This window comes from Xanthomonas hortorum pv. cynarae (assembly GCF_002939985.1).
Lineage (GTDB): Bacteria > Pseudomonadota > Gammaproteobacteria > Xanthomonadales > Xanthomonadaceae > Xanthomonas > Xanthomonas hortorum_D.
In genome coordinates this window covers 88470-109785 of record NZ_MDFM01000013.1, presented here as the reverse complement: position 1 = coordinate 109785, position 21316 = coordinate 88470, and the positions used below count along the sequence as shown (strand labels likewise).

Sequence of the window (21316 nt, the reverse complement as noted above, 5' to 3'; positions counted from 1 at the left end):
ATGGTCGTGTACTGCGCTGCAGACTGGCTGTGCCCGGTGAGTGCGCCAGGCGGTTGTTTTCTTTTGTGAGGTTGGCCGTGCTGCTTCCTGTGTTTATCGTCGATGCGTTCACCTCGGTGCGTTTCAAGGGCAATCCTGCGGCTGTTGTGCCGTTGCAGGAATGGTTGCCGGAGTCGCTGATGCAGGCGATTGCCGGCGAACACAATTTGTCGGAGACCGCATTTTTCGTGCGCGACGAGAGCGGGGTATTCGACATTCGCTGGTTTTCTCCGATCAAGGAAGTCGGCTTCTGCGGGCATGCGACCTTGGCCAGCGCGTTGGTGATTGCCATGCATCAAGGCGCTGCATTCCCGTTGCGATTGCGCGCGCCTGCCGTCGGTGAGATCGAGGTCGCCAGGGTGGCCGAGAGTACCTTCGAGCTGCGCTTCCCCAACCAGATGCCGTCGCTGGTGCCGGTAGTGCCGCAAGCCTTGTTGGAGGCGTTGTCGATCGCGCCACAGGCTGTCTATGCAAACGCGCAGGCCTACATCGCCGTCTACGCCGATGAAGGACAGGTGCGTGAGGTAACGCCCGATCTGAGCCGGATGTTGGTGCTGGCGCCGCGCGATGTGGCGGTCACCGCGCCGGGTGTCGGGCATGACTTCGTCTCGCGCTATTTCTGGCCGGCCAATGGCGGTAGCGAGGATCCGGTGACCGGGTCGATCCATGCCGCGTTGGCGCCGCTGTGGGCACAAACGCTTGGCAGGACGCAGCTGCGGGCGCTGCAGGCATCGGCACGCGGCGGTGAACTCGATTGCCGGGTCGAGCCGCAGCATGTGTACGTGCGCGGCAGCGCTGTGCAGTATCTGCAGGGAGCGATTGCGCTATGAGCGTGTCCTTGTCTGCTCAAGCGACCTCGGCGGGCGCTGCGCGACGTGCAATCTGGCAATTGCTGGTGGCCGAAGTGTTGATCGGGTCGGTGGGCGTGTTTGTGCACGAAAGCGGGCAGGATCCGGTGACTGCGGTGTTCTACCGCTGCCTGTTCGGTGCGCTGTTTCTGACGGTGTGCGGTTTGATCGGTGGGCAGCTGCGCGGCCTGTGGCGCGAGCGTGCGCTGTTGCGCGATGCGGTCATCAGCGGTGTGTTGCTGGTGCTGAACTGGGTGGCGTTGTTCGCCGGCATGGCGCGCTCGTCGATCGGTGTGGCGACGATGGTCTACCACGTGTTTCCGTTCGTGATGTTGATCCTTGCTGCATTGCTGCAGGGCGAGCGCACGCGGCGTGTCGATCTGGGCTGGACGTTTCTGGCATTCGTCGGTGTGGCCTGTTCGGCCGATCCGGCGCGGCTCTGGCAGGCGGCCGATCGCGGTTATCTGATCGGGATCGCGCTCACCTTGCTGGCGGCATTGCTGTGCGGGGCGTCGTTGCTGATGTCGCGCCGCATCAGCCGCGAGCGGCCACTGGCCGTGGTGACCGTCCAATGCTGGGTCGGCACCTTATTGCTGGCAGGGTTTTCCAGTGGCGCCGCGCTGCATCCAGGCCTGCATTGGCTGTGGCTGGTGGGCCTGGGCGTGATCCACAGCGGTATCGTGTATGTGCTGTTCTATTCGTCCTATCGCCATCTGCACGTGGCCACGATTGCGGTACTGGCGTTCGTCTATCCGCTGGTCACGCTGTTGCTGGACTATCTGCTCTACGGCCACGCGCTGGTACCGGTGCAATGGCTGGGCCTGGCGTTGATCGTGATCGGGACGCTGGCGGTGAATCTGAAGTGGCGTTGGCCGCGGCGGGTGGCGGACAGCGCGCTGACCTGAGTGGAGTTGCCGCCGCGCCTTACGCGCGGCGGCAGCGAGCTTCAACGCACGTCGCGCAGTTCCCAGTGATGTCCGGCCAGCGCCTGCATGCGCTGTTTGAGCAGGTCGCCGGGGATGCTGGTGGTGGCGACCAGATCGATCCGCAGGTCGCCCTGCTTGCCGGTGACCGTGGCCGAGGGATCGGTCACGCCGAGGCTGGGATCCACCGCGTCCGGGTCGGCCTGCAGCTGGCGCCAGCGATCGAACCAGGCCGGGTCGCGCAGGGCGGCCTGCAGCTGTTCGGCAAAGGCCTCGGCGCCATGGGCGCTGAAGCTCACGCTCGCATCGCTGCCGCGGGCGAGCTTGGGGTCGGGCAGGCTGATCGAATAGCTGACGGGCATGTGCGAAGACTCTGGTGGATGACGTTGGCACGTTAGTGCAGCGGCGGTGAGTATTCCGTCGACAGGTGTGCAGGCATGTAGCTCTCTGCGACCCACTTCTACTTGGAACCAAGCTTTTGACCTCAGCATTCGATTGCGTCTATATGACGCTATGACGCCAACTCTCGGTTGTTCTGGAGTGGTTGGCCAGTGGGGATAGCTCAGTTGTAGAGCGGCTGATCTGTAGCTTGGCTGTGGGCCCTTGCCCGCCCACCATCGCGGGACACGCCGCAAGTACGTCCGTGTAGGCTCTTACGCGGCATCCATGCCGCGTAAGGTCCCGCGACGGTGGGCGGACAAGGACCAGTCGAGATGGTCGGTGTGCAGGGTTTTCAGCAAAGCAACCTGTAAATTCCCCGGTGCGGTGTCCTCGCCGATTGCGGGACCGTGTGGCGGCATGGATGCCGCCACCGAGCCTACAGGGACGTACTTGCGGCGTGTCCCGCGAGCGGTGAGGGCACCGCGCCCTCGAATGACTCAGCTTTTGAATACATCTAAACGATTCGACATTATCTCTGTAGCCGTAAGCTGATTGCACGATGTAGACGAATCAGTTGCAAGGCGATAGCGCTGCCGCTTGGCTGCAAAGCCATCGACCTACCATGCTTCAGGCAGAAAAATTATGCGGCTCGGCCGCAAATGCCACTGCCAGTGCGCCCTTGCCCACGTTGACCATGCCGGTCAGGCTCATCATGCTTTCGAACAATTCCACACCGTGGCTCTGGCAGGCGGCCTGCAAGGCTGCGTAGCCGGGCAGGGCGTGCAACTCGGTCAGCTCGCCGCCGTAACCTACGCATACGGTGGGCGTCATCAAGCCCTCGCGGAGCTTGCGCACGGTGAAGCCGAACAGCTTCTCTGCGGATGACTCGAAGCCCTTCAACTTGGCGACCGGTTCAGTGACGCCGCGATACGCGCGCAGCACCGGCTTGATATCCAGCGCACTGCCCAACGCGGCTGATCAAGCCCACGCTGCGATCGCCCTTGGTGCGGGCACGCGCACGCAGGTAATAGAGATCGCGCGGAATCATGTAGCCGTAAGTGTGTTCGGACAGCTGCTCGAGCCGGGCGCGAATGGCCGCCACGCCCTGGCCCTGCTCGCGCAGACGCACCGCCTCCACCGCAGTGATGCCTTGGCCGGCGAACAGGTTGAGCGTATCGATCACGCGCAGTGCGAACGGCGAGGTATGGCCGGCCGCCTGGCGGATCGGCTTGTAGTCGTTGAGGATCGCGAAGCTGGCCTGCATGGCGTTATCGAAGATCTGGCTGCGCAGCTTGGAGATGGTCAGGCAGAACACGTGGTCATAATCGATGACCAGCCGCTGCAGGAACAGATCGCGGATCTGATTGACCGAGAACGGTGTGGTCTCCGCCTCGTGACCGCGCTCGGCCACATGCGCGTGCAGGAAGCTCAGCGTGGCCTCTTCATCGCGGTGATCGGCCAGCACTGCTTCGCCGATGCGTACGCTGATCGGCAGCACGATGACGTTATTGCGTTGGATGAAGTCCTGCGGCAGATCGCACGCACTGTCCACCACGATTCCGATGCGCATCGTCGCCCCCTTCGGCTGTTGCGTCGTCTGTAGTGCGAACGCTATCGCAAAACGGCCGTGGCGCGTAGGACTATCGCCTGGCGCGTCGCTGTCGTGGTGCAAGGTGACGCGTTCATCGGCGTGATGCAGCGGCCAGTGACGACAGGCAGCAGCCACAGATGCATCGTGCAGGGCATGCACAAGCGATCGCTTGTGTGGCGCAATCGCTGCCTGCGCGTGATGCGGCTCTGCACCATTCCTGATCGCGGCGTTGTGTGCCTTCTGACTGATACATCCTGCTGGCAGCCGATAACGAACACAAACTGAGGACTCGCGCACGCTTCGCGTGCCAGATAGCACCTGCTATGGTGCATGGCGAGCGAGGGCTGCCGGAATCGCTATAGCTCCGCTCACAACGGCGCTGCTAGGGTCCGACGCCACCGCTGCAAGGCGGTTTTCGACAACGCCGTACTGGCGTTGCCGCGCGGAACCCACACGGAGAGTCAAATGCACAACAGCCAATCCAGCACCCTCACTCACACCGGTGCGCAGGCGCCGACCATGCGGCGGCGCGCATCGCGCTGGTGGAAAGCAGCATTGGCAATCGGTCTGGTGGCGCTCGCGCCGGCGGCACTGGCCGGGCCCTACAAGATCTTCGGCAACCACTATGCGTGGGTGAACAATTTCAACGATCCCAACAACATTATCCAGGGCACCTTCGGTACCGGCAGCACGCCGGAGTTGACCGTGACCTTCAACTTCGCCGACTACAACCTCTACGGCTACCCGGCGATCGTGCGCGGCTGGCATTACGACTGGAATCCGACCAGCGACACCTTGTTCCCGAAGCAGATTTCCTCGCTGAGCAAGATCCCGCTCAAGTTCACCTATAGCGCGGGCGGCAGCAATCTGGCCGGCGATTTTGCCTACGACATCTTCTTTCGTTGGGATACCGCCAAGGGCAATCCGCAGCTGGAAGTGATGATCTGGGGCGACCACAACTCCTGGCCGATCGGCACGCTGACCGCGAGTAATGTGATCACTGCCGGTGGACGCACCTTCGACCTGTGGGAAGGCTTCAACTCCGGTGCCGGCTACTACGTCTACACCTTCATCCCGACCGGCACTGCCGGCCAGCCCACGCTCAAGACCAGCGGCAGCCTCAACGTGGATGCCAAGCCGTTCCTCACCTGGCTGCAGACCAACCGGTCCAAGGATGGGCGCTACAACAACAGCATGTATCTGCATGCGGTCGAAGCGGGTTTTGAAGTGGTGCGCGGCAATGGCTGGGCCAAGGTCAGCGCCACACTCGACGCACAGTAAGCTGCAATAACGTGGTCTTGTGCGCGGCGCATGCATGCGCCGCGCATCGGACGGGGCCACGGTGATCGGTCTGCAGGGATGGCCACGTCCTCGCCCCGTCAGCGCGAGGGTGTCCGTTGCCAGTGACGCCAATGCGGCGATGGCGCCGGATGCGTAATGGTCGTTCGTTCACCGCTCGGCGCGTTGCGCTGCACGCTGGTGGACGAACGTTTATCCATCCATCATCGGAGTCCACCCCATGCAGTTGCACAACAGCTTCCGTTCGCTGACGTCCGCTGGTTCCAACCGGTTGCCGCGCGCTGTGGCGTTGGCCTTGGTGCTGGTCGCATCCAGCGCCAGCGCCGCTACCGGCGAGACCAAGGTCTACGGCACGCAGTACGCCTACAACAATAATTTCAACGACAAGAACAACAACATCAAGGCGAGCTTCGGCTCGGGCAGTACGCCGAGCATGATCGTGACCTACAACCTGCCCAGCGGAACGTTGTATGGCTATCCGGCCATTTGCCGCGGTTGGCACTACACCATGAACCCGGCCACCGACAGCTACTTTCCGCATCAGGTGTCCAAGATCGGCAGCCTGAGCGGCGCAGTGGCGTTCACCACCAGCGGCAGCGGGCAGACCGGTGACTTTGCCTACGATCTGTTCTTCCGCAAGGACGCCAGCAAGGGCGACCCGCAGCTGGAAGTGATGATCTGGGGCGCCAACAATTCCTATCCGCTGGGTACGCTGACCACCGCCAATGCCATCACCTCCGGCGGCGTCACCTATGACCTGTGGGAAGGCAATAACTCCGCTGCAGGCTATTACGTGTACACCTTCATTCCGCATGGCACTGCCGGTAACAGCAACGCGTTGCCGGCAAAGGGCCATCTCACTGCGGACGTCAAGGCGTTCTTGACCAGGCTGCAGGAGTTGCGTGGCGGCGATGGCCGTTACAGCAACGCGTTGTATCTGCAGGTGGTGGAGGGCGGCTTCGAAGTCACCGGCGGGATGGGTTCGGTGTCGCTGAGTGGGGCGATCACCGCCAAATAAGCGCGGCGATCAACGATCTGTTGTGTAGTCGGCAGCTGGAAGCGGCATGCTCCCGCGGACTCTGGCGCAGGGATCGCATGGGCCGATTGCAATCAGCGGTCAGGCGCATTCGATGCGCTGCTCGGTGGTCGTGTGTCGTCGTTCCTGAGCTGTGCCACCCACCGCACGTGTCTGTGCGCGGTGGGTGGCAGGGGCAGGTGCCTTACATCGCCACCAGCTGGATGCTGTCGAACACGAACGCCGGGCTGAGGAAGCCATCGTCCGGCGATCCGGAGGCGACGCCGATCTCGATGCGGTTGCTGCCGGCCTGCAGCGCCGAGGCAGGAATATCCACCTCGTACAACGTGTTGTTGCCGCGCGTGGTGCCACGGGTGATGGCGCGCGTCTTGGGTTGGTTGGGTGTGGCCGGTAGCGGTCCATTCCAGCGCGCATTGACGCTGATCTGCGGACGCGCGCTGACCTGGCTCAGTGGTACGAAGATACGCAGGCGGTAGCCACGCACTTCATTGGCCGCCAAGGTGAAGTCGATGCGGTTCGGCGTGTTGAAGCTGCGCCACTGCACCGCCGGAAAGCTGCTCACACTGCTGGAGCCAACGGTGTAGGTGACCGGTACCCAGCTCATGCGTTTGTCGGAGGGATGCGCGCGCGGCAACAGGTCTGCATGCCGGAAACCGGCGGGCGTGCCATCGGCAACGCCGATCTGCCACTTCGGCGTGCCCGCCAATGCCACTGCCTGTAGCGCGGCTTGCGCCGTCGCATTGGCAAACACTTCGACATCGCGTTGGGCCACTTCCAGTTCGTTCTGGTAGAGCGTCATGCGATAGCGTCCCGGGCGCACACCGGCAAGCTGGTAGTCGCCGCTGCCATTGGCCGTGGCCCAGTACTGCGCCTGGTCGCTGCGCAGGCCAATCACGGCGGGTTGGCCGGACAACACGCCGCTGACGCGGCCGCTCACCGCACCGCGCCCGGCATCGGCGAGATAACCGCTCAGGCCCAGGCTGGCGTCGACAAAGCTGGTGTCCAGTTGCGCGCTGGAGGGCGCACCGCCATCGGTGAACAGCAGCCCGTACACGCCGTGGAAACCGCCGCGAAACGCCTCGGTCTGGGTATGGTCGGAATACATGTAGTTGTAGAGTTCATGCGTCACGCGGGTTTTTTGCGTGGCGATGTCCTTGAAAAACGGCCCGCCGGAACTGCGCTCGCGATTGCCCATCAGCATGAACGCCGCAACCCCCGAACCGCTGACCCCATGCACCTTGTCGTCGATCATGCGGCGTGCCGAGTAGAACTTGGAACTGGTGCGTCCATCCGGCAGCAAGAACACATCCTCGCTCTCGACCGGCGTGCCCACGTTGGAATCGGGTTCCTGCTGTGCATTCGGCAGCTTGGCGACATTCAAGCGGGTGACGAAGCGTAGCTCTTCGCCGCCGACCTTCGACAGTGCCGGTGCATAGGTTGCCATGTAGATCGCGTTGCGGCCTGTGCGTGCAATGTAGTACTGGGTCAGGTCGCCGGCCCTGGCCGAGACCACGATCGCCCCACCCACCGTGCGCGCCTCCACGCTGGCGCTACCCAGCCCCGAGGCCAGCTGCGTTCCCTTGGACTCGGTGGTCTGCAACTCGTTGTCGCGATAACGCATCGACACGATATCGCCATTGCCGGCGTTGACCGAAAACACCAGTTGGGCGCCGGTGTCCACGATGAAGCGATCACCGCTGCGGGTCACGCCGAAGGCCGCCATGGCAGGTGCGTTGACGCTGCCGTAGAACAACAGTGCGCATGCCAGGATGCGCAGGGTAGGGCGGGGCATATCGATCTCCGAGTGGGGCGCGTTGTGATGCCGACGCGCGATGCTAGGCGAGCTGGACAGCGACAACGATGACCACGCGTACAGAGCGTGCGCCCTGTTCGAAGTGGCGTGCCGAAACGCAGTGGAGGTCACGCTCTCTGTCTGCAACCTGGAGGCGCGAAGCGACCGATGGACGGTGCTGCCTGCATTTCACTGCGGTGACATGCGTCAGTGCAGCGCGTCGCGCGCCGACTGGATCGCCAGCACCCACTGTTCGCGTTTGCCGATCACGAAGCGATGTTCGCCGCCATCGTCCAGTTGAACCACCAGCGAGGTCGGCGCAACCGGCAGCAAGCCGAACAAGCGTGTCCAGCGCAGTTGCATCGCCTCGATCTGCGCCAGATGCACGGTCAACGACTGGGTCTGGATATTGAGGGCATGCGGCTGAAAGTGCAGCGCATCGGCAGTGAGGATCAAGCGCCCGCCCACCGCTTCCAGACCACGTTGCAGATTGGCGGGTGCCTGGCGCAGCACGACGCGATCGATCGAGCGCAATCCGCTGCCCTGGAACAGCGAGGTCACCGCGGTACCCCTGCCATGCAGATCGGCCGCGTCTGCCGGTGCAAGGCCGCGACTGTTTCGATCAGTGCCGATGGTGAAACGCAAGACATACGGTAGACCCGGGGGAGTGCATCACTGCTGCGGATGTCGCCCGGAAGACGCAGCGACACGGCATGACAGCACATCGCCAATGTACGCCACGCCACCGCCAACCAGATACATCGCCAGATCGTGCAGGGTGGCGGTGTTGCCGAGCGCGATAGCTGCGGCGCTGCCGGGACGCAGGCCGAGCCGGTCGGCCAGATGGATCGCCTGCAAGCCTTCGATCACGCACCCGGTCGCCACCGCCAGCGGCGCCGCCCAACGCGGTGAGAGCGCAAGCACACCGCGCAATCCGCAGTAGACCAGGATCACTGCCAACACATCGCCCAGGCTGCCGCGCACCCACGGCCCACCGAGCCGACCGGCGCCGATCGCCACTTCGATCAGCAGCACGGCGAGTGCGAGCAGCAGGTAGAGCACGCGTGCGCGTGGGGACATCGGCATCAGGGGGTGCCTGCCAGATGACAGCCGTGTGTGCTCTCTGTAAGGGTGGCGCCGCGCGGCGCAATCCCCCTTCCTGCGTGGGCAGCGGTGCAGCACATCACGCACACGCTCACTACGAACATGCGCGTGACAAGCACGCCCGTTACAAGCACGCCCGTTACAAGCACGCTCACTTCAGATACGCACGCGGCAACGGCCCGGCCTGTTGCATGTAACGGTCGCGCAGGTCGGTCTGGCGCGAGCGCATCGGCATGTCGCGGCCGCCCAGCCACACCTGTTCGGCATAGTGGGCGACATCCAGCGGATCGCCGTCCCACAGCACCAGATCGGCCTGCTTGCCGACCGCGATGCTGCCGATGCGATCGGCCACGCCGAAGATCTCCGCCGGCACGCGGGTCAGCCCGGCCAGGCCGGATTCCCACGGCAGTCCATTGGCCACCGCATTGCCGGCCAACTGACGCAGCTTGCGTGCGTTGTGCGAGGCATCGCCGCTCTGGGTGAAGCTGACCTCCACGCCGGCGGCGCGCAGACGTGCGGCGTTTTCCAGCGTTGCGCCGATCTGGTCGAAGGTGGATGGCAGATCCGCCAGCGCATCCACCAGCACCGGCACCTTGGCCTGCGCCAATTGCGGTGCGAGCTTCCAGGCTTCGGCACCGCCGGCAATGGCGATGCGCACCTTTTCGCGCTGCGCCCAGCGCAACAACTGGCGAATGTCGGCGGCACGTTCCACCTGCACCACGATGCGGCCTTGCCCGGCCAGGTACTTGGCCAGCACGCTGCGGCCGACCGGCGTCAGCAGCGCATGCGGCGAATCGGCCGGCACGCGCCCGCGCGCTTCGGCAACCAGTTGGTCGAGCAACATCCACTGCGCGGCACGCGAGCTGCCGGTGAGGTCGGATGCGGCTGCACCGATGCGGAGAAACAGGGCATGCGGGCCGATCGGGTCGGGGCTGCCATCCAGCCGCACGATGCCGCCTTGTCCGGCGATAAACGCGCCGCTGGTGGTCGCGCCCAACGCAGTGAAACCGATGCCTTCCACGCGCGCCACCGGCACCAGCACCGAGTCGGGGTTGTAGGCCAGGGTAACGTCGAATTCCGGGCGCATCGGCTGATCGCTCAGTTTGACGCCGCTGTCCACGGTGCTGTCTTCGCCGGAGACTTCTTCGATGCCGATCTCGGTGATGCCGCCGAACAGCGCCGGCGTCAACGGACGGCCCTTGGCCTCGACCACGCGGCCATCGGTGGGCACGGCCAGGTGATTGCCGATGGCGCGGATCACCCCGCCCTGCACGAGCACGTCGGTATTGCGCAGCGTGCCTTGTGCGGTGGCAGTGTGGACGGTGGCGCCACGGATCAGCACCTGCTGGCCGAATGCGGGTAGTGCAAGCACTGCAATGACCACTGCCGAGATCGCGCGCAGACGCGGGCGAACGAAGGTTGCGCGGCTCATCGTGCCACCTCCTGGCCGAGCATGAAGTCCGACACCGGCTGCAGTGCGCGGTTATGCCGGTCGTAGACCTGCGCGCCGTCGATATAGACCTGTTCGGCCAGCGCGTAGGAACTGAAAGGATTGCCGTTCCACACCACCACATCGCCCATCTTGCCCGGCTCCAATGCGCCGGTCTGTTTCTCGATGCCGAGCGCCTTGGCGGCGTTGCTGGTGAGCCAGCGGATCGCGCGCTCGGGCGCAATCTCGGTGCCGCTGCGGCGCGCATTGGCGATCACCTTGGCCGCTTCCTGATTCAAGCGCTGGATGCCTTCTTCCGAATCCGAATGCACGATGGCGCAGCTGTTGGCCGGGCGGTCGACCATCGCGATGTTTTCCTGGATGCCGTCGAAGGCTTCCATCTTGAAGCCCCACCAATCGGCCCACAGCGCGCCGCAGACGTTTTCCTGCGCCAGGCGGTCGGCCAGTTTGTAGGCCTCCACGCCGTGGTGGAAGGCGGCGATGTGGAAGCCGAACTCCTTGGACAGATCGAGCATGGTCGCCATCTCATCGGCGCGGTAGCAGTGGATATGCACGCGGATGTCGCCGTTGATGGCGCCGGCCAGCGTGTCGAGCTTGAGATCGCGCTTGCCGCCGGCATCGCCGCTGCTGTCGTTGTCGCCGCCGCGGCTCCACCAGTGGCGCTTCTTGGTCGTCTTTTTAGGCGCGTTCTTCTGCAGGTACTCGGCCGCATCGATGAACGCGGCGCGGTAGCCGGCCACATTGCCCATGCGGGTGGCGGGGCCGCCCTTCTCGCCGTACACGCGCTTGGGGTTCTCGCCGCAGGCCATCTTCAGGCCCCAGGGCGCGCCCGGGAATTTCATGCCCTGGTAGGTGGTGGACGCCACGTTCTTGAGCGTGACGCCGCGCCCGCCGATCAGATTGGCCGAGCCCGGCAGAATCTGCAGCGAGGTGATGCCACCGGCCAGCGCGGTGCCGAAGCCCGGGTCCTGCGGCCAGATCGAATGCTCGGCCCAGACATTGGGCGTGACCGGTGCGGTCATCTCGTTGCCATCGCTGTGCGCGCTGACGCCTGGGCTGGGATACACGCCCAGATGCGAGTGCACGTCGATGATGCCGGGCGTGACCCACTTGCCGGTGCCGTCGATGCGACGTGCATCGGCCGGCGCCTCCAGCCCGCGCCCGACCGCAGACACCTTGCCGTCGCGCAGCAACACATCGGCATCGTCCAGGCGCTGCCCGGTGCCGGTGAGGACGGTGGCGTGCTGGATCAGCACCGGCCCGGAGGCGAGCGCGTGATAGGTGCTGGGATATGGGTCTTGCACGAACCGCGATGCCGCAGTGGCAGGCCCGCACAGCACAGCCGCGCCCAGCGCGGCGAACAGGATGGAACGCATGGATTTCCCCGGTGCAACGAAAACGTCAGCAGCAAACCTAGCGGCCGGCGGCGTGCTTGCCAAGTGCTGCGCCCTCGGTGGCGGCGGGCTCATCACATCCGCGCGTGCATGCTGTGCCGTATTCGTCAGGGGAAATGTCGATGATTGCCAAATCAGAGCGCAACAAACAGGCCGATGTCGTGTTGGCTTTCTGGGAACTGGCCGGCCCGGCCCGCTGGTTCACGCACAACGATGCGTTCGATGCCAACTTCCGCCAGCATTTCAGCGAGCAGCATTTTGCCGCCGCTCGCGGCGAGTATGCGCACTGGATGGAAGGTGCCGAAGATGCATTGGCCTTGCTGATCCTGCTCGACCAGTTCCCGCGTAACGCCTTCCGCGGCAGCGCGCATTGCTATGCCACCGACGGCCTGGCGTTGCACTACGCCAAGCAGGCACTCGCCAGCGGTTTCGATCGACAGGTCTCCGCGCAGTTGCGGCTGTTCTTCTACTTGCCGTTCGGGCATGCCGAAGATCTGCAGGAGCAGGCACGCGCGGTGCAGCTGATCACCGCGTTGGACGATGCCGAAACCACGCACTGGGCAGTGCATCACCAGCAGATCATCCAGCGCTTCGGGCGCTTCCCCCATCGCAATGCGGTGCTGGGGCGTGAGAGCAACGCGGAAGAACAGCAGTTTCTCGATGACGGTGGATTTGCCGGTTGAGGCGCGGCGGCGGGTTTCTCGGCGCTGTTTAAGTTACAGCGTCCCTAGGGGTGTTACTTCACTGCAGGGCCCTTGCCCGCCCACCATCACGGGACACGCCGCAAGTACGTCCATGTAGGCTCTTCTGCGGCATCCATGCCGCATAAGGTCCCGCGACGGTGGGCGGGCAAGGACCAGTCGAGATGGTCGGTGTGCAGGGTTTTCAATAAAGCAACCGGCAAACTGTCTGGTGCGGTGTCCTTACCAATTGCGGGACCGTGTGGCGGCATGGATGCCGCCACCGAGCCTACATGGACGTACTTGCGGCGTGTCCCGCGAGGGTCGAGGGCACCGCGCCCTCGACCCTCGATGGAACACGACAGCTCTAAACCGAGACAGCAACGATATGCACAGGTAAATAAATAGCTACGTCAAAACTGCTGCGCAATTGTCGTCGTGCTCAGTACTTCGCCACGCCGTTGTCCACCTGGTCCGACCATGCATCGATGCCGCCGGTGACGTTGTAGACGTTGCTGAAGCCCAGGCTGCGGAAGTGCTCGGCCGCCTGCAGGCTGCGCCCGCCGTGGTGGCACAGGAACGCCAGCGGGGTGTCCTTGGGCAGCTGCTCGATGGCGGCACGCTCGTGCGCGTCCAGCGTGCGGAACGGGGCGGCAACCGACGCCAGCGCACGCTCGTCGGCGGGGCGCACGTCCACCAGGGTCAGCGTGCCGGCCTTGAGACGGTCGTCGGCATCGCGCACCGACAGTTCCTGCACCGGCTTGGGCGCGTTGGGGTTGTCGATGGCCAGGCCGCGGCCGCGGATGTCGTCCACCCAATCGATGGTGATGCCATCGGCGCGGCGCGCGCTGGCCAGGTCGAACTGCACGCGCAGGCCGTTGGATTCGGCCGCGATCGCATTCGGGTTGGTCGGCGCCAGCTGGAAGTTCGGCTGGAAGTCGGCGTCGATGGACAGCGTCAGCGAGGCGTCCGGCGCATCGGCCAGCGCGCCCTTGAGCATCTCGACCGCCGCGGGGGTGACGGTGATCTTGGGCGGAGTCCGGTCTGGCGCCTGCAGGCCGAGCATGCTGCTCAACTCGCCGCTGTCGGCCATCTGCAGGATGATGTCGCTGCCGCCGACCAACTCGCCATCCACGTACAACTGCGGAATGGTCGGCCAGTCGCCATAGGCCTTGATGCCTTCGCGGATGTCCTGGTCGGCCAGCACGTTGACGTGGGCATAGTCGATGCCCAGGCCGTCCAGCACGCCGACCGCCTTGGCCGAGAAACCGCACTGCGGCATGCTGGGCTGGCCTTTCATGAAGAGCACCACGCGGCTGGCTTGCAGCAGCGTATCGATACGGGAACGCAGGGCGGGATCGAGGGACATGGCAGCACTTCGGTCAGATCGTGGAGACGAGCCATTCTACGCCGCGTGGCATCATGCGGTATGACCACGCTGCAAACGCTGTATCGCATTCCCTCACATCCTTACCGCTGGCTTGGCCTGCTGGCCCTCTCGCAGGCTGCGGTGGCGCTGTTGTGGTGGCACCTGGGCTGGATCTGGGGCGTGCCGGCGCTGTTGCTGTCGCACGCGCTGTTCGTGGTGCCGGTATTCCTGCCGCGCGCGCGCCTGTATGCGCCGGTACTGGCACGCCTGCCCGGACACGCGCCGCAGGTGTGGCTGACCATCGACGATGGCCCCTCCGACGACACCCCGGCGATGCTGGAATTGCTGGACGCCTACGATGCCAAGGCCACGTTCTTCGTGGTCGGCGCACGCGCCGAGCAGCGGCCTGAGCTGGTGCGCGAGATCGTGTGTCGCGGGCATGGCATCGGCAACCACAGCCATACCCATCCGCAGGCCTGGTTCTGGGCACTGGGCCCGCGCCGCATGGCGCAGGAAATCGGCCAGGCGCAGCGCGTGCTGGCCACCATCACCGGGCAGGCGCCACGGCTGTACCGCTCGGTGGTGGGTATGACCAACCCGTTCGTCGCCTCGCCGCTGCGTGCGCACGGCCTGACCCGTGTGGCCTGGAGCGCACGCGGCTTCGATGGCGTGCATTGCGAGCCGGACGCCACCGTCGCCCGCATCGTGCGCGACCTGCGCCCCGGCGCGATCGTGCTGCTGCACGAAGGTGCCGCGCACGGCCACAACCTGACCATCCTGCGGGGCGTGCTGGAGGCGATGCGGGAGCGTGGGTTAGTTGGGCGGCGTCCGGACTGAAGGTTCCCGGCAAGGCGGCTGCGTTCACCGCGAGGCGCGCCCGGTGCTTAGTTCTAGATGCCGGCACGTCGTGCTGATTGTGCCGTGCATGTCCGCCTGAGGCCGCTCGCTGCGCTCTGTGAGCTGCGCCTGGATGCAGCTGAAACAGCGCCGGATGTGATGCGCGCGCGCAGAGCCAATGCCTGTCGCGGTGTCGCCGCTGGGTCCGTCGGGTTGCGATCACTCGCTGCAACAAACAGACGCCAATTCACAGCCGTCAGCGGCAGACCTTGTGCCCTGATCTATTGACAGCACTTTCACCTGGATCGAACATGCGCGCCCAGCCAGCAAATGGTGCGTGCCTTTCGATGGCATGCATGACGCCAGCCTCAGCGGCCGTCCCGGACGGCAATGTTTCGCTCATGAGGCTGACACCATGTCTTATCGCATTGCTCCTGCGCGCGCTGTTGTGCGTGCGGATGTGTGTTTGTTGAACGCTCGCCTGTCGTATTCCTTGCTGGCGCTGGCCTGCGCATGGCCGTTGTCTGCGATGGCGCAGTCGAGCACGCGCGATCCGGTCGACCTGGACCGCATGCAGATCCACGCGCATCGCGGCGCTGCCACCGAAGGCACCGACTCGTACACCGCCGATGTCGCGCGCAGTTCGACCAAGCTGCAACTTTCGCTGCGCGAAACGCCGCAATCGGTGGTGGTGGTGACCCGCCAGCAGATCGTCGACCGCAATCTGCAATCGCTGCAGGACGTCACCGACACCGTGGCCGGCTTCAACTCGCCGACCTGGGACACCGAGCGTACCTACATCAACGCGCGCGGCTTCGAGGTGGACTACTACCGCATCGACGGCATCCCCACCGACTACAGCGGCGATGTGCAGCAGAACATGGCGATCTACGACCACGTCGAAATCATCCGCGGCGCCAACGGACTGACCTCCGGTGCGGGCAGCCCGGCCGCGTCGATCGATCTGGTGCGCAAGCATGCCAATAGCGACGTGTTCGCGGGCCGCGTGGATCTGTCGGCGGGGCGCTGGGACCGCTATCGCGGCACTGTGGATCTGCAATCGCCATTGAACACGGCAGGCAACGTGCGCGGACGGGTGGTGACCAGTTACGAAGACAAGCAGTCCTTCCGCGATTACTACAGCAAGCAATCGTCGCTGTTCTACGGCATTGTCGATGCCGATTTCAGCGATGCCACCAGCGGTTACATCGGCGTCAACAAGCAGCGCAACGACGGTCGCGGCACCACCTGGGGCGGTGTGCCGGCGTACTTCAGCGATGGCAGCCGTACCGACTTTGCGCGCTCGGATTCGTTCACTCCGCGCTGGGCTCGCGGCGTGGCCGACACCACCAATGCCTTCGCCGGCCTGACCCATCGTTTCGACAACGGCACGCAGCTGCACGTGGAGTATTCGCATCAGCGTTTCGAGGCCGATTGGAAATCGGTGCTGTTCGGCTATCTCGATTACCCGGACCGCGACACCGGCCTGGGCCTTGCCAGCAACTTTGGTGGCCGCTATCCCACCTTGAGCGCGCAGAACAGTCTGGATGCCTACGCCACGGTGCCGCTGACGCTGTGGGGCCGCGAACACGAACTGGTGGCTGGCGCCACCTGGATGAATCGCAACCTGCGCAGCTGGTCCAACGCACCACTGCAACCGCTAAGTGCCGAAAGCGTCTACGCCTGGACCGGCCGCATGGCGCAGCCGGAGTGGACGCCGCTGACCAAAGGCGAAGAGCGCGATGTGCGCCAGGTTGCCGCCTACGCTGCCGGCCGTTTCAGCCTGACCGATGCGCTCAAGGCCATCGTCGGCGCACGCATCACCGACTGGAAGAACACCGACCAACTGGTGCCGGCCAACTCGTACGAACGCCGCGGCCGCAGCACGCCGTACGCCGGCCTGATCTTCGATGTGGACGATCACCATTCGTTCTACGCCAGCTACACCGGCATCTTCAAACCGCAGAGCAATCGTGACCGTAGCGGGCGGTATATCGAACCGCTGCAAGGCAACAGCTACGAGGTCGGCGCAAAGGGCGAGTACCTCGGTGGCCAACTCAATGCGGCATTGGCGCTGTTCCGTATCGAGCAGGACAACCTCGCCGTCAACGACCCCGGCCAGTTGGTGCCCGGCACCACCGATCAGGCCTATCTCGCTGCCAAAGGCACAGTCAGCCAGGGCGTGGAATTCCAGCTCGATGGCCAGCTTTCGGAGCAATGGCGCATCGCGTTCGGCTTTGCCCAGTTCGATGCCAACGACGCCAGCGGCGTCGACGTGAATCCAACCAGTCCGCGTCGCGAAGCGACGTTGTTCACCAGTTGGCAAACCGGTCCATGGCGCGTTGGTGGTGGTCTAAGTTGGCAGTCGGCCATTCACGAATTGATGTTGGGGCCACAGGGCACCACGCAGCGGCTGACCCAGGGCAGCGTGCTACTGGCCAACGCAATGGCGCGCTACGACATCAACCAGGCGTGGTCGGCGCAGCTCAACGTGCGCAATCTGTTCGACCGCAAGTACTACGCCAACATCGTCTATCAGAGCCAGCTGATCTACGGCGACCCACGCGATGTGGAGCTGACCGTGTCCTGGAAGTTCTGATCTCGCTCAAGGCGCCAGCCGCTAGCGGCATCCATGCCGCGTAAGGTCCCGCGACGGTGGGCGGGCAAGGACCGGTCGAGAGTGTCGGTGTGCATGGCTTTCAACAAAGCAATCAGCGAACTCTCTGGTGCGGTGAGGGCGCCGCGCGCTCGACTAGCTAGCTTGTCACTGGATCTAATGACGCTACGACTCGAAATCTCGGTTGTCTTGAACGCATGGAGAGTGCGGATAGATCAGTTACAGAGCGGTTGATCTGAGGGTTTGCTGCAGGGCCCTTGCCCGCCCACCCTCGCGGGACACGCCGCAAGTACGTCCGTGTAGGCTCTTACGCGGCATCCATGCCGCGTAAGGTCCCGCGACGGTGAGCGGGCAAGGACCAGTCGGGTTGGTCGGTGTGCATGGTGCAAGCAATACACGATGCATGTTGTTCGGATAACGGTGGGTTCGGTTAGCTTTCCAACGCAAGCCGAGCAACCAACAAGCTTTTTAGAAAGCAGCCGACCAACTTTCTGGTGCGGTGTCCTCGCCGCTTGCGGGACCGTGTGGCGGCATGGATGCCGCCACCGAGCCTACATGGACGTACTTGCGGCGTGTCCCGCGAGCGGTGAGGGCACCGCGCGCTCGACTAACTAGCTTGTGGCTGCATCTCATAACGCTACGACTCGAAATTTCGGGTGTCTTGTAAACGCATGGAGAGTGCGGATAGATCAGTTGTAGAGCGGTTGATCTGCGGCTTGGCTGCAGGGCCCTTGCCCGCCCACCATCGCGGGACACGCCGCAAGTACGTCCGTGTAGGCTCTTACGCGGCATCCATGCCGCGTAAGGTCCCGCGACGGTGGGCGGGCAAGGGCCAGTGGAGATGGTCGGTGTGCATGGTGCAAGCAATGCATGACGTGCGCTGCTCGGATAACGCTGCGGCCGATTAGCTTCGCAACGCAAAACGCAACGCGATCAACAGGCAGGCTTTCATCAAACGACCGACCAACTTTCCGGTGCGGTGTCCTCGCCGATTGCGGGACCGTGTGGCGGCATGGATGCCGCCACCGAGCCTACATGGATGTACTTGCGGCGTGTCCCGCGAGCGGCGAGGGCACCGCGCACTCGACCAACGCAGCTTGGGATCATCCACATAGCGTCAAGAGCGGCCGTTAAAACGACTGCGCGGCCGCTGCTCGCTGCGGCATGCTCCACGCGTACACCCCGGCTCCTTCGCGCCGTCCACACCCGCCTGACGACCGCTTGCTACGTTTTGTTAGCTGTTCTAAATCGAGCCAAGTACTTCGTGCACCGCCTCAGCGCGGTTCGGCCACGATCAACCAATTGTTGAATGGCGTATTCCCATACAACGGCGCAAACGTCGCGCGCAGACCAGCGGCATCCAACTGCGCCTGCAGGCTGTCGCGGGTAGGGTAGCTGCGCGGCATGCGCTGCATCCAGCCGCTCAGATGCGCCAGCACGTCGGTGACGCGGCTGGTGCGGCCACGGCTGCTGGCATCGCCCAAGGCACTGCGGATCACCAGCTTCGCGCCCGGCGTCAGCATCTGCGCCACGCTGCGCAGCAGGTTGGCCTGCATGTCGTCGTGCAGATACTGCAGCACATCCAGGATGGTCACGCTGCCGCGGTGTTGCGGCCATGCCACGCTCAGATCGACCACGGCGAACTGCGTGTTGCCCAGCGCCGAGCGCTGCGCGATGTGTTGCGCGCGGCGGATCTTGGACGCATCCACATCCACCCCGTGATACGCCAGTGCCTGGCCATCGGCACGCAATGCATGCGCGAGCAGGCCCAGGCCGCAGCCCAGATCCAGTACCGGTGCGTTGGTGCTGCGCAGTTCGGCCAGCACGCCCGGATACAGCGGATCGGTGCGCAGTTTGGCTTGCGTGTAGTAGTAATCGTAGCGATTGCCCAGCGGATGCGGCGGCAGAAACGCGCGCGCGATTGCCAGCGCCTGCGCGCGGCTCATGGGTTGGGTGGCGGTGCTGTGCAATGTCGTTCCTTGGCAGTGAGGCATGTTGCGCGGCTAGCTTAGAGCATCGCGCGCCGCAGGCAGTGCCAATGCGGTCCAGCGCGCATACATCGCGCCAGAGGGATGCAGGCCATCGTCGACCAGCATGTCTGCCGCATCGTCGCCATCGCGGCTGGTGGCGGTGATGTCGACAAAGCGTACGGCACGTTTGGCGCAGAGATCGGAGGCGACGCTGTTGAAGGCATCGATCTGCGCGGCAATCAGCGCCGCATCGGCGCCCTGCGCATGCGCGAACGGCGTCAGCCCCCAACCGGGAATCGACAGCACGAACACGTGCGATGCACGACCGCCCGCGAACCCGATCGCACGCTGCAACAGCGCATCGAACTGGCTGCGGTACTCGTCCAGCGACCGTCCGCGGTATTGATTGTTGACGCCGATCAGCAGGCTCACCAGCTCGAATGGCCCCTGCGGTGCGGCTGTATCGATGCCGGCCTGCAGCTCGTCGGTGGTCCAGCCGGTGGTGGCGATGATCTGCGGCGGCGCCACGTTCCAGCCGTAGGCACGCAAACCTTCGACCAATTGCACCGGCCAGCGCTGCGCAGACGCAACGCCTTCGCCGATGGTGTACGAGTCGCCGAGCGCCAGATAGCGCAACGGCGTACCAGGCGCTGCCATCAGGCCACGCTGCGCGACTTGAGCGGCACGACCTTGGTGACCGCCTCGGCGCGCCGTGCCAGTGCACGGTCGATACGCGTGAACACATCGCGCATCACCGTCGCCTCCGGCATCAGGGTCACGCGGAAGTGGTGGCGGTACGGCACGTTGAAGCTGGAACCCGGCACCACCAACACGCCTTCCTCGTTCATCAGCTCGAGCGCAAATTCATGGTCGTCGAAATTGCGAGCCGCCGGGCCGACCACCGCCGGGAACGCGTAAAGCGCACCGGCCGGCGCCACCAGCGACAAGTGCTCGCTGGCTGCACAGGCCTCGATCACCGCACGGCGGGTTTCGTACAAACGCCCACCCGGCGCGCACAGCGCCGAGATGGTGTCCGGCCCGTTCACTGCCGCATCGATGGCGTACTGGCCCGGCACGTTGGCGCACAGGCGCAACGCGCCAAGCAGGTCCATCGCGTTGCGCAGATCGTTGATGCGCGATTGCTCGCCCGACAGTAGCCCCCAACCCACGCGCCAGCCGCAGGCGCGGTGCACCTTGCTCAGCCCGCCGAAGGTGATGCACGGATGCGCGCCGGCCAGCGGCGCGACCGGCACGAAGGCGGCATCGTCGTAGAGCACCTGGTCGTAGATTTCATCGACCATCAGCAACAGATTGTGCTTGGTGGCAATCGCCACGATGCGCTCCAGCAACTCGCGCGAATAACTGGCGCCGCTGGGGTTGTTCGGATTGATCAGCACGATGGCGCGGGTGCGAGAAGACACCAAGGTTTCGATTTCCACCGGGTCCGGCTGGAAGCCGTTCTCCGGCGCGCAGCGGTAATACACCGGGCGGCCGTCGTTGAGGATGGTCGCCGCCGACCACAGCGGATAGTCGGGCGAGGGCACCAGCACTTCGTCGCCGGGATTGAGCAGCGCACGCAGCGACAGGTCGATCAGCTCGCTGACGCCGTTGCCGATGAAGATGCGGTCAGGATGCGCATCGGGGTGCTGGCGCCGCGAATACGCCTTGGCGATCGCCTCGCGCGCTTCCGGCAGGCCCTGCTGATGGGTGTACGGATCGGTGCGGCCCATGTCGTCGGCGATCGCGCGCTGCAGATGCTCCGGCGCACGGAACCCGAACGCACCCGGGTTACCGATATTGAGCTTGATCAGCTTGCGGCCCTGCGCCTCCAGCTCCCGCGCTCGCCGCGCCAGCTCGCCCCGGATCTCGTAGCGGACTTCGGACAGACGCTCGCGGATGGCGAGCGGCTTTTGCTGGGCAGTGGACATACGGCAGGCCGGTTGTAGGCGTGAGGCTTGGCATGGTAGCGGAAATATGACAGGCGGG

Annotated in this window: 17 protein-coding genes, 1 other RNA gene and 1 pseudogene; 8 read left to right on the top strand and 11 right to left on the bottom strand. The window is 64.6% G+C overall.

The genetic code is table 11. The features are described from left to right. The first annotated feature begins 77 nt into the window (after positions 1-77). Complete coding sequence (locus XcyCFBP4188_RS11070; RefSeq protein ID WP_043907262.1) at positions 78-869, top strand: PhzF family phenazine biosynthesis protein; 792 nt, start codon at positions 78-80, stop codon at positions 867-869. After that, positions 866-1792, top strand: coding sequence for a DMT family transporter (locus XcyCFBP4188_RS11065; RefSeq protein ID WP_006448760.1), 927 nt, complete (start codon positions 866-868; stop codon positions 1790-1792). The genes XcyCFBP4188_RS11070 and XcyCFBP4188_RS11065 overlap by 4 nt, the downstream gene beginning before the upstream one ends. A 41-nt stretch (positions 1793-1833) precedes the next feature. Here XcyCFBP4188_RS11065 and XcyCFBP4188_RS11060 read toward each other — a convergent pair whose 3' ends face one another. Together XcyCFBP4188_RS11060 and XcyCFBP4188_RS11055 are read right to left on the bottom strand one after the other, a co-directional pair. Next, the gene (locus tag XcyCFBP4188_RS11060; protein ID WP_006448759.1) at positions 1834-2172 is read right to left on the bottom strand and encodes a hypothetical protein; all 339 of its coding nucleotides are present in this window, start codon (positions 2170-2172) and stop codon (positions 1834-1836) included. A gap of 646 nt (positions 2173-2818) precedes the next feature. Beyond that, positions 2819-3761: pseudogene (locus tag XcyCFBP4188_RS11055) on the bottom strand (DegV family protein). A gap of 486 nt (positions 3762-4247) precedes the next feature. Between XcyCFBP4188_RS11055 and XcyCFBP4188_RS11050 the strand changes: the two are divergent. Together XcyCFBP4188_RS11050 and XcyCFBP4188_RS11045 are read left to right on the top strand one after the other, a co-directional pair. Next, positions 4248-5063: a GH12 family glycosyl hydrolase domain-containing protein gene (locus XcyCFBP4188_RS11050; protein ID WP_043910621.1), complete on the top strand. Its 816-nt coding sequence runs from the start codon at positions 4248-4250 to the stop codon at positions 5061-5063. 238 nt (positions 5064-5301) lie between these two features. Then, a complete protein-coding gene (locus tag XcyCFBP4188_RS11045; RefSeq protein ID WP_104592108.1) occupies positions 5302-6099 on the top strand; it encodes a GH12 family glycosyl hydrolase domain-containing protein in 798 nt (265 codons plus the stop codon). Positions 6100-6301: 202 nt separating this feature from the next. Here XcyCFBP4188_RS11045 and XcyCFBP4188_RS11040 read toward each other — a convergent pair whose 3' ends face one another. From XcyCFBP4188_RS11040 to XcyCFBP4188_RS11020, 5 genes are all read right to left on the bottom strand, one after another. Next, positions 6302-7909: a rhamnogalacturonan lyase B N-terminal domain-containing protein gene (locus XcyCFBP4188_RS11040; protein WP_104592107.1), complete on the bottom strand. Its 1608-nt coding sequence runs from the start codon at positions 7907-7909 to the stop codon at positions 6302-6304. A gap of 207 nt (positions 7910-8116) precedes the next feature. Then, complete coding sequence (locus tag XcyCFBP4188_RS11035) at positions 8117-8443, bottom strand: hypothetical protein (RefSeq protein WP_043889875.1); 327 nt, start codon at positions 8441-8443, stop codon at positions 8117-8119. Between the two features lie 138 nt (positions 8444-8581). Further along, on the bottom strand, positions 8582-8989 hold the full coding sequence (locus XcyCFBP4188_RS11030; RefSeq protein WP_425525214.1) for a ribosomal maturation YjgA family protein: 408 nt from the start codon (positions 8987-8989) through the stop codon (positions 8582-8584). 175 nt (positions 8990-9164) lie between these two features. After that, positions 9165-10445 (bottom strand): amidohydrolase family protein, encoded by a 1281-nt coding sequence (locus tag XcyCFBP4188_RS11025; protein ID WP_104592105.1) that lies wholly within the window; start codon positions 10443-10445, stop codon positions 9165-9167. Then, a complete protein-coding gene (locus tag XcyCFBP4188_RS11020) occupies positions 10442-11839 on the bottom strand; it encodes an amidohydrolase (RefSeq protein ID WP_006448581.1) in 1398 nt (465 codons plus the stop codon). The genes XcyCFBP4188_RS11025 and XcyCFBP4188_RS11020 overlap by 4 nt, the downstream gene beginning before the upstream one ends. Positions 11840-11973: 134 nt before the next feature. Between XcyCFBP4188_RS11020 and XcyCFBP4188_RS11015 the strand changes: the two genes are divergently transcribed. Next, complete coding sequence (locus XcyCFBP4188_RS11015) at positions 11974-12540, top strand: DUF924 family protein (protein WP_006448582.1); 567 nt, start codon at positions 11974-11976, stop codon at positions 12538-12540. A 439-nt stretch (positions 12541-12979) separates the two neighbouring features. On the opposite strand, the gene grxD is transcribed toward XcyCFBP4188_RS11015, so the two are convergent. Next, the gene (gene grxD, locus XcyCFBP4188_RS11005; protein WP_104592104.1) at positions 12980-13906 is read right to left on the bottom strand and encodes a Grx4 family monothiol glutaredoxin; all 927 of its coding nucleotides are present in this window, start codon (positions 13904-13906) and stop codon (positions 12980-12982) included. Positions 13907-13966: 60 nt separating this feature from the next. Here grxD and XcyCFBP4188_RS11000 point away from each other — a divergent pair, with 60 nt between their 5' ends. From XcyCFBP4188_RS11000 to XcyCFBP4188_RS10980, 3 genes are all read left to right on the top strand, one after another. Next, complete coding sequence (locus XcyCFBP4188_RS11000; RefSeq protein ID WP_006449804.1) at positions 13967-14743, top strand: polysaccharide deacetylase family protein; 777 nt, start codon at positions 13967-13969, stop codon at positions 14741-14743. A 415-nt stretch (positions 14744-15158) separates the two neighbouring features. Beyond that, positions 15159-17342, top strand: coding sequence for a TonB-dependent siderophore receptor (locus XcyCFBP4188_RS10995; RefSeq protein ID WP_104592103.1), 2184 nt, complete (start codon positions 15159-15161; stop codon positions 17340-17342). Between the two features lie 1182 nt (positions 17343-18524). Beyond that, positions 18525-18600: non-coding RNA, sX9 sRNA (locus tag XcyCFBP4188_RS10980), on the top strand. A 34-nt stretch (positions 18601-18634) separates the two neighbouring features. Here XcyCFBP4188_RS10980 and XcyCFBP4188_RS10975 read toward each other — a convergent pair. Genes XcyCFBP4188_RS10975 through XcyCFBP4188_RS10965 form a run of 3 tightly spaced genes read right to left on the bottom strand, consistent with a single transcriptional unit; the run spans position 18635 to position 21258 of the window. Beyond that, positions 18635-19306 carry a class I SAM-dependent methyltransferase gene (locus XcyCFBP4188_RS10975; protein ID WP_006449296.1) on the bottom strand — a complete coding sequence of 224 codons (672 nt, stop codon included), beginning with the start codon at positions 19304-19306 and terminating at the stop codon, positions 18635-18637. A 57-nt stretch (positions 19307-19363) separates the two neighbouring features. Then, positions 19364-19987 (bottom strand): SGNH/GDSL hydrolase family protein, encoded by a 624-nt coding sequence (locus tag XcyCFBP4188_RS10970; protein WP_006449297.1) that lies wholly within the window; start codon positions 19985-19987, stop codon positions 19364-19366. After that, on the bottom strand, positions 19987-21258 hold the full coding sequence (locus XcyCFBP4188_RS10965) for a pyridoxal phosphate-dependent aminotransferase (RefSeq protein WP_104592102.1): 1272 nt from the start codon (positions 21256-21258) through the stop codon (positions 19987-19989). The genes XcyCFBP4188_RS10970 and XcyCFBP4188_RS10965 overlap by 1 nt, the downstream gene beginning before the upstream one ends. Between the last annotated feature and the right edge of the window lie 58 nt (positions 21259-21316).

Excerpts from the sequence above, each read along its gene's own strand:
- XcyCFBP4188_RS11020 (WP_006448581.1), bottom strand. The coding sequence starts at position 11,839 with ATGCGTTCCATCCTGTTCGCCGCGCTGGGCGCGGCTGTGCTGTGCGGG.
- XcyCFBP4188_RS10995 (WP_104592103.1), top strand. The coding sequence starts at position 15,159 with ATGTCTTATCGCATTGCTCCTGCGCGCGCTGTTGTGCGTGCGGATGTG.
- XcyCFBP4188_RS11000 (WP_006449804.1), top strand. The coding sequence starts at position 13,967 with ATGACCACGCTGCAAACGCTGTATCGCATTCCCTCACATCCTTACCGC.
- XcyCFBP4188_RS11065 (WP_006448760.1), top strand. The coding sequence starts at position 866 with ATGAGCGTGTCCTTGTCTGCTCAAGCGACCTCGGCGGGCGCTGCGCGA.
- XcyCFBP4188_RS11060 (WP_006448759.1), bottom strand. The coding sequence starts at position 2,172 with ATGCCCGTCAGCTATTCGATCAGCCTGCCCGACCCCAAGCTCGCCCGC.
- grxD (WP_104592104.1), bottom strand. The coding sequence starts at position 13,906 with ATGTCCCTCGATCCCGCCCTGCGTTCCCGTATCGATACGCTGCTGCAA.
- XcyCFBP4188_RS11025 (WP_104592105.1), bottom strand. The coding sequence starts at position 10,445 with ATGAGCCGCGCAACCTTCGTTCGCCCGCGTCTGCGCGCGATCTCGGCA.
- XcyCFBP4188_RS11045 (WP_104592108.1), top strand. The coding sequence starts at position 5,302 with ATGCAGTTGCACAACAGCTTCCGTTCGCTGACGTCCGCTGGTTCCAAC.
- XcyCFBP4188_RS11015 (WP_006448582.1), top strand. The coding sequence starts at position 11,974 with ATGTCGATGATTGCCAAATCAGAGCGCAACAAACAGGCCGATGTCGTG.
- XcyCFBP4188_RS11030 (WP_425525214.1), bottom strand. The coding sequence starts at position 8,989 with ATGTCCCCACGCGCACGCGTGCTCTACCTGCTGCTCGCACTCGCCGTG.
- XcyCFBP4188_RS10975 (WP_006449296.1), bottom strand. The coding sequence starts at position 19,306 with ATGAGCCGCGCGCAGGCGCTGGCAATCGCGCGCGCGTTTCTGCCGCCG.
- XcyCFBP4188_RS10965 (WP_104592102.1), bottom strand. The coding sequence starts at position 21,258 with ATGTCCACTGCCCAGCAAAAGCCGCTCGCCATCCGCGAGCGTCTGTCC.
- XcyCFBP4188_RS11050 (WP_043910621.1), top strand. The coding sequence starts at position 4,248 with ATGCACAACAGCCAATCCAGCACCCTCACTCACACCGGTGCGCAGGCG.
- XcyCFBP4188_RS11040 (WP_104592107.1), bottom strand. The coding sequence starts at position 7,909 with ATGCCCCGCCCTACCCTGCGCATCCTGGCATGCGCACTGTTGTTCTAC.
- XcyCFBP4188_RS10970 (WP_006449297.1), bottom strand. The coding sequence starts at position 19,987 with ATGGCAGCGCCTGGTACGCCGTTGCGCTATCTGGCGCTCGGCGACTCG.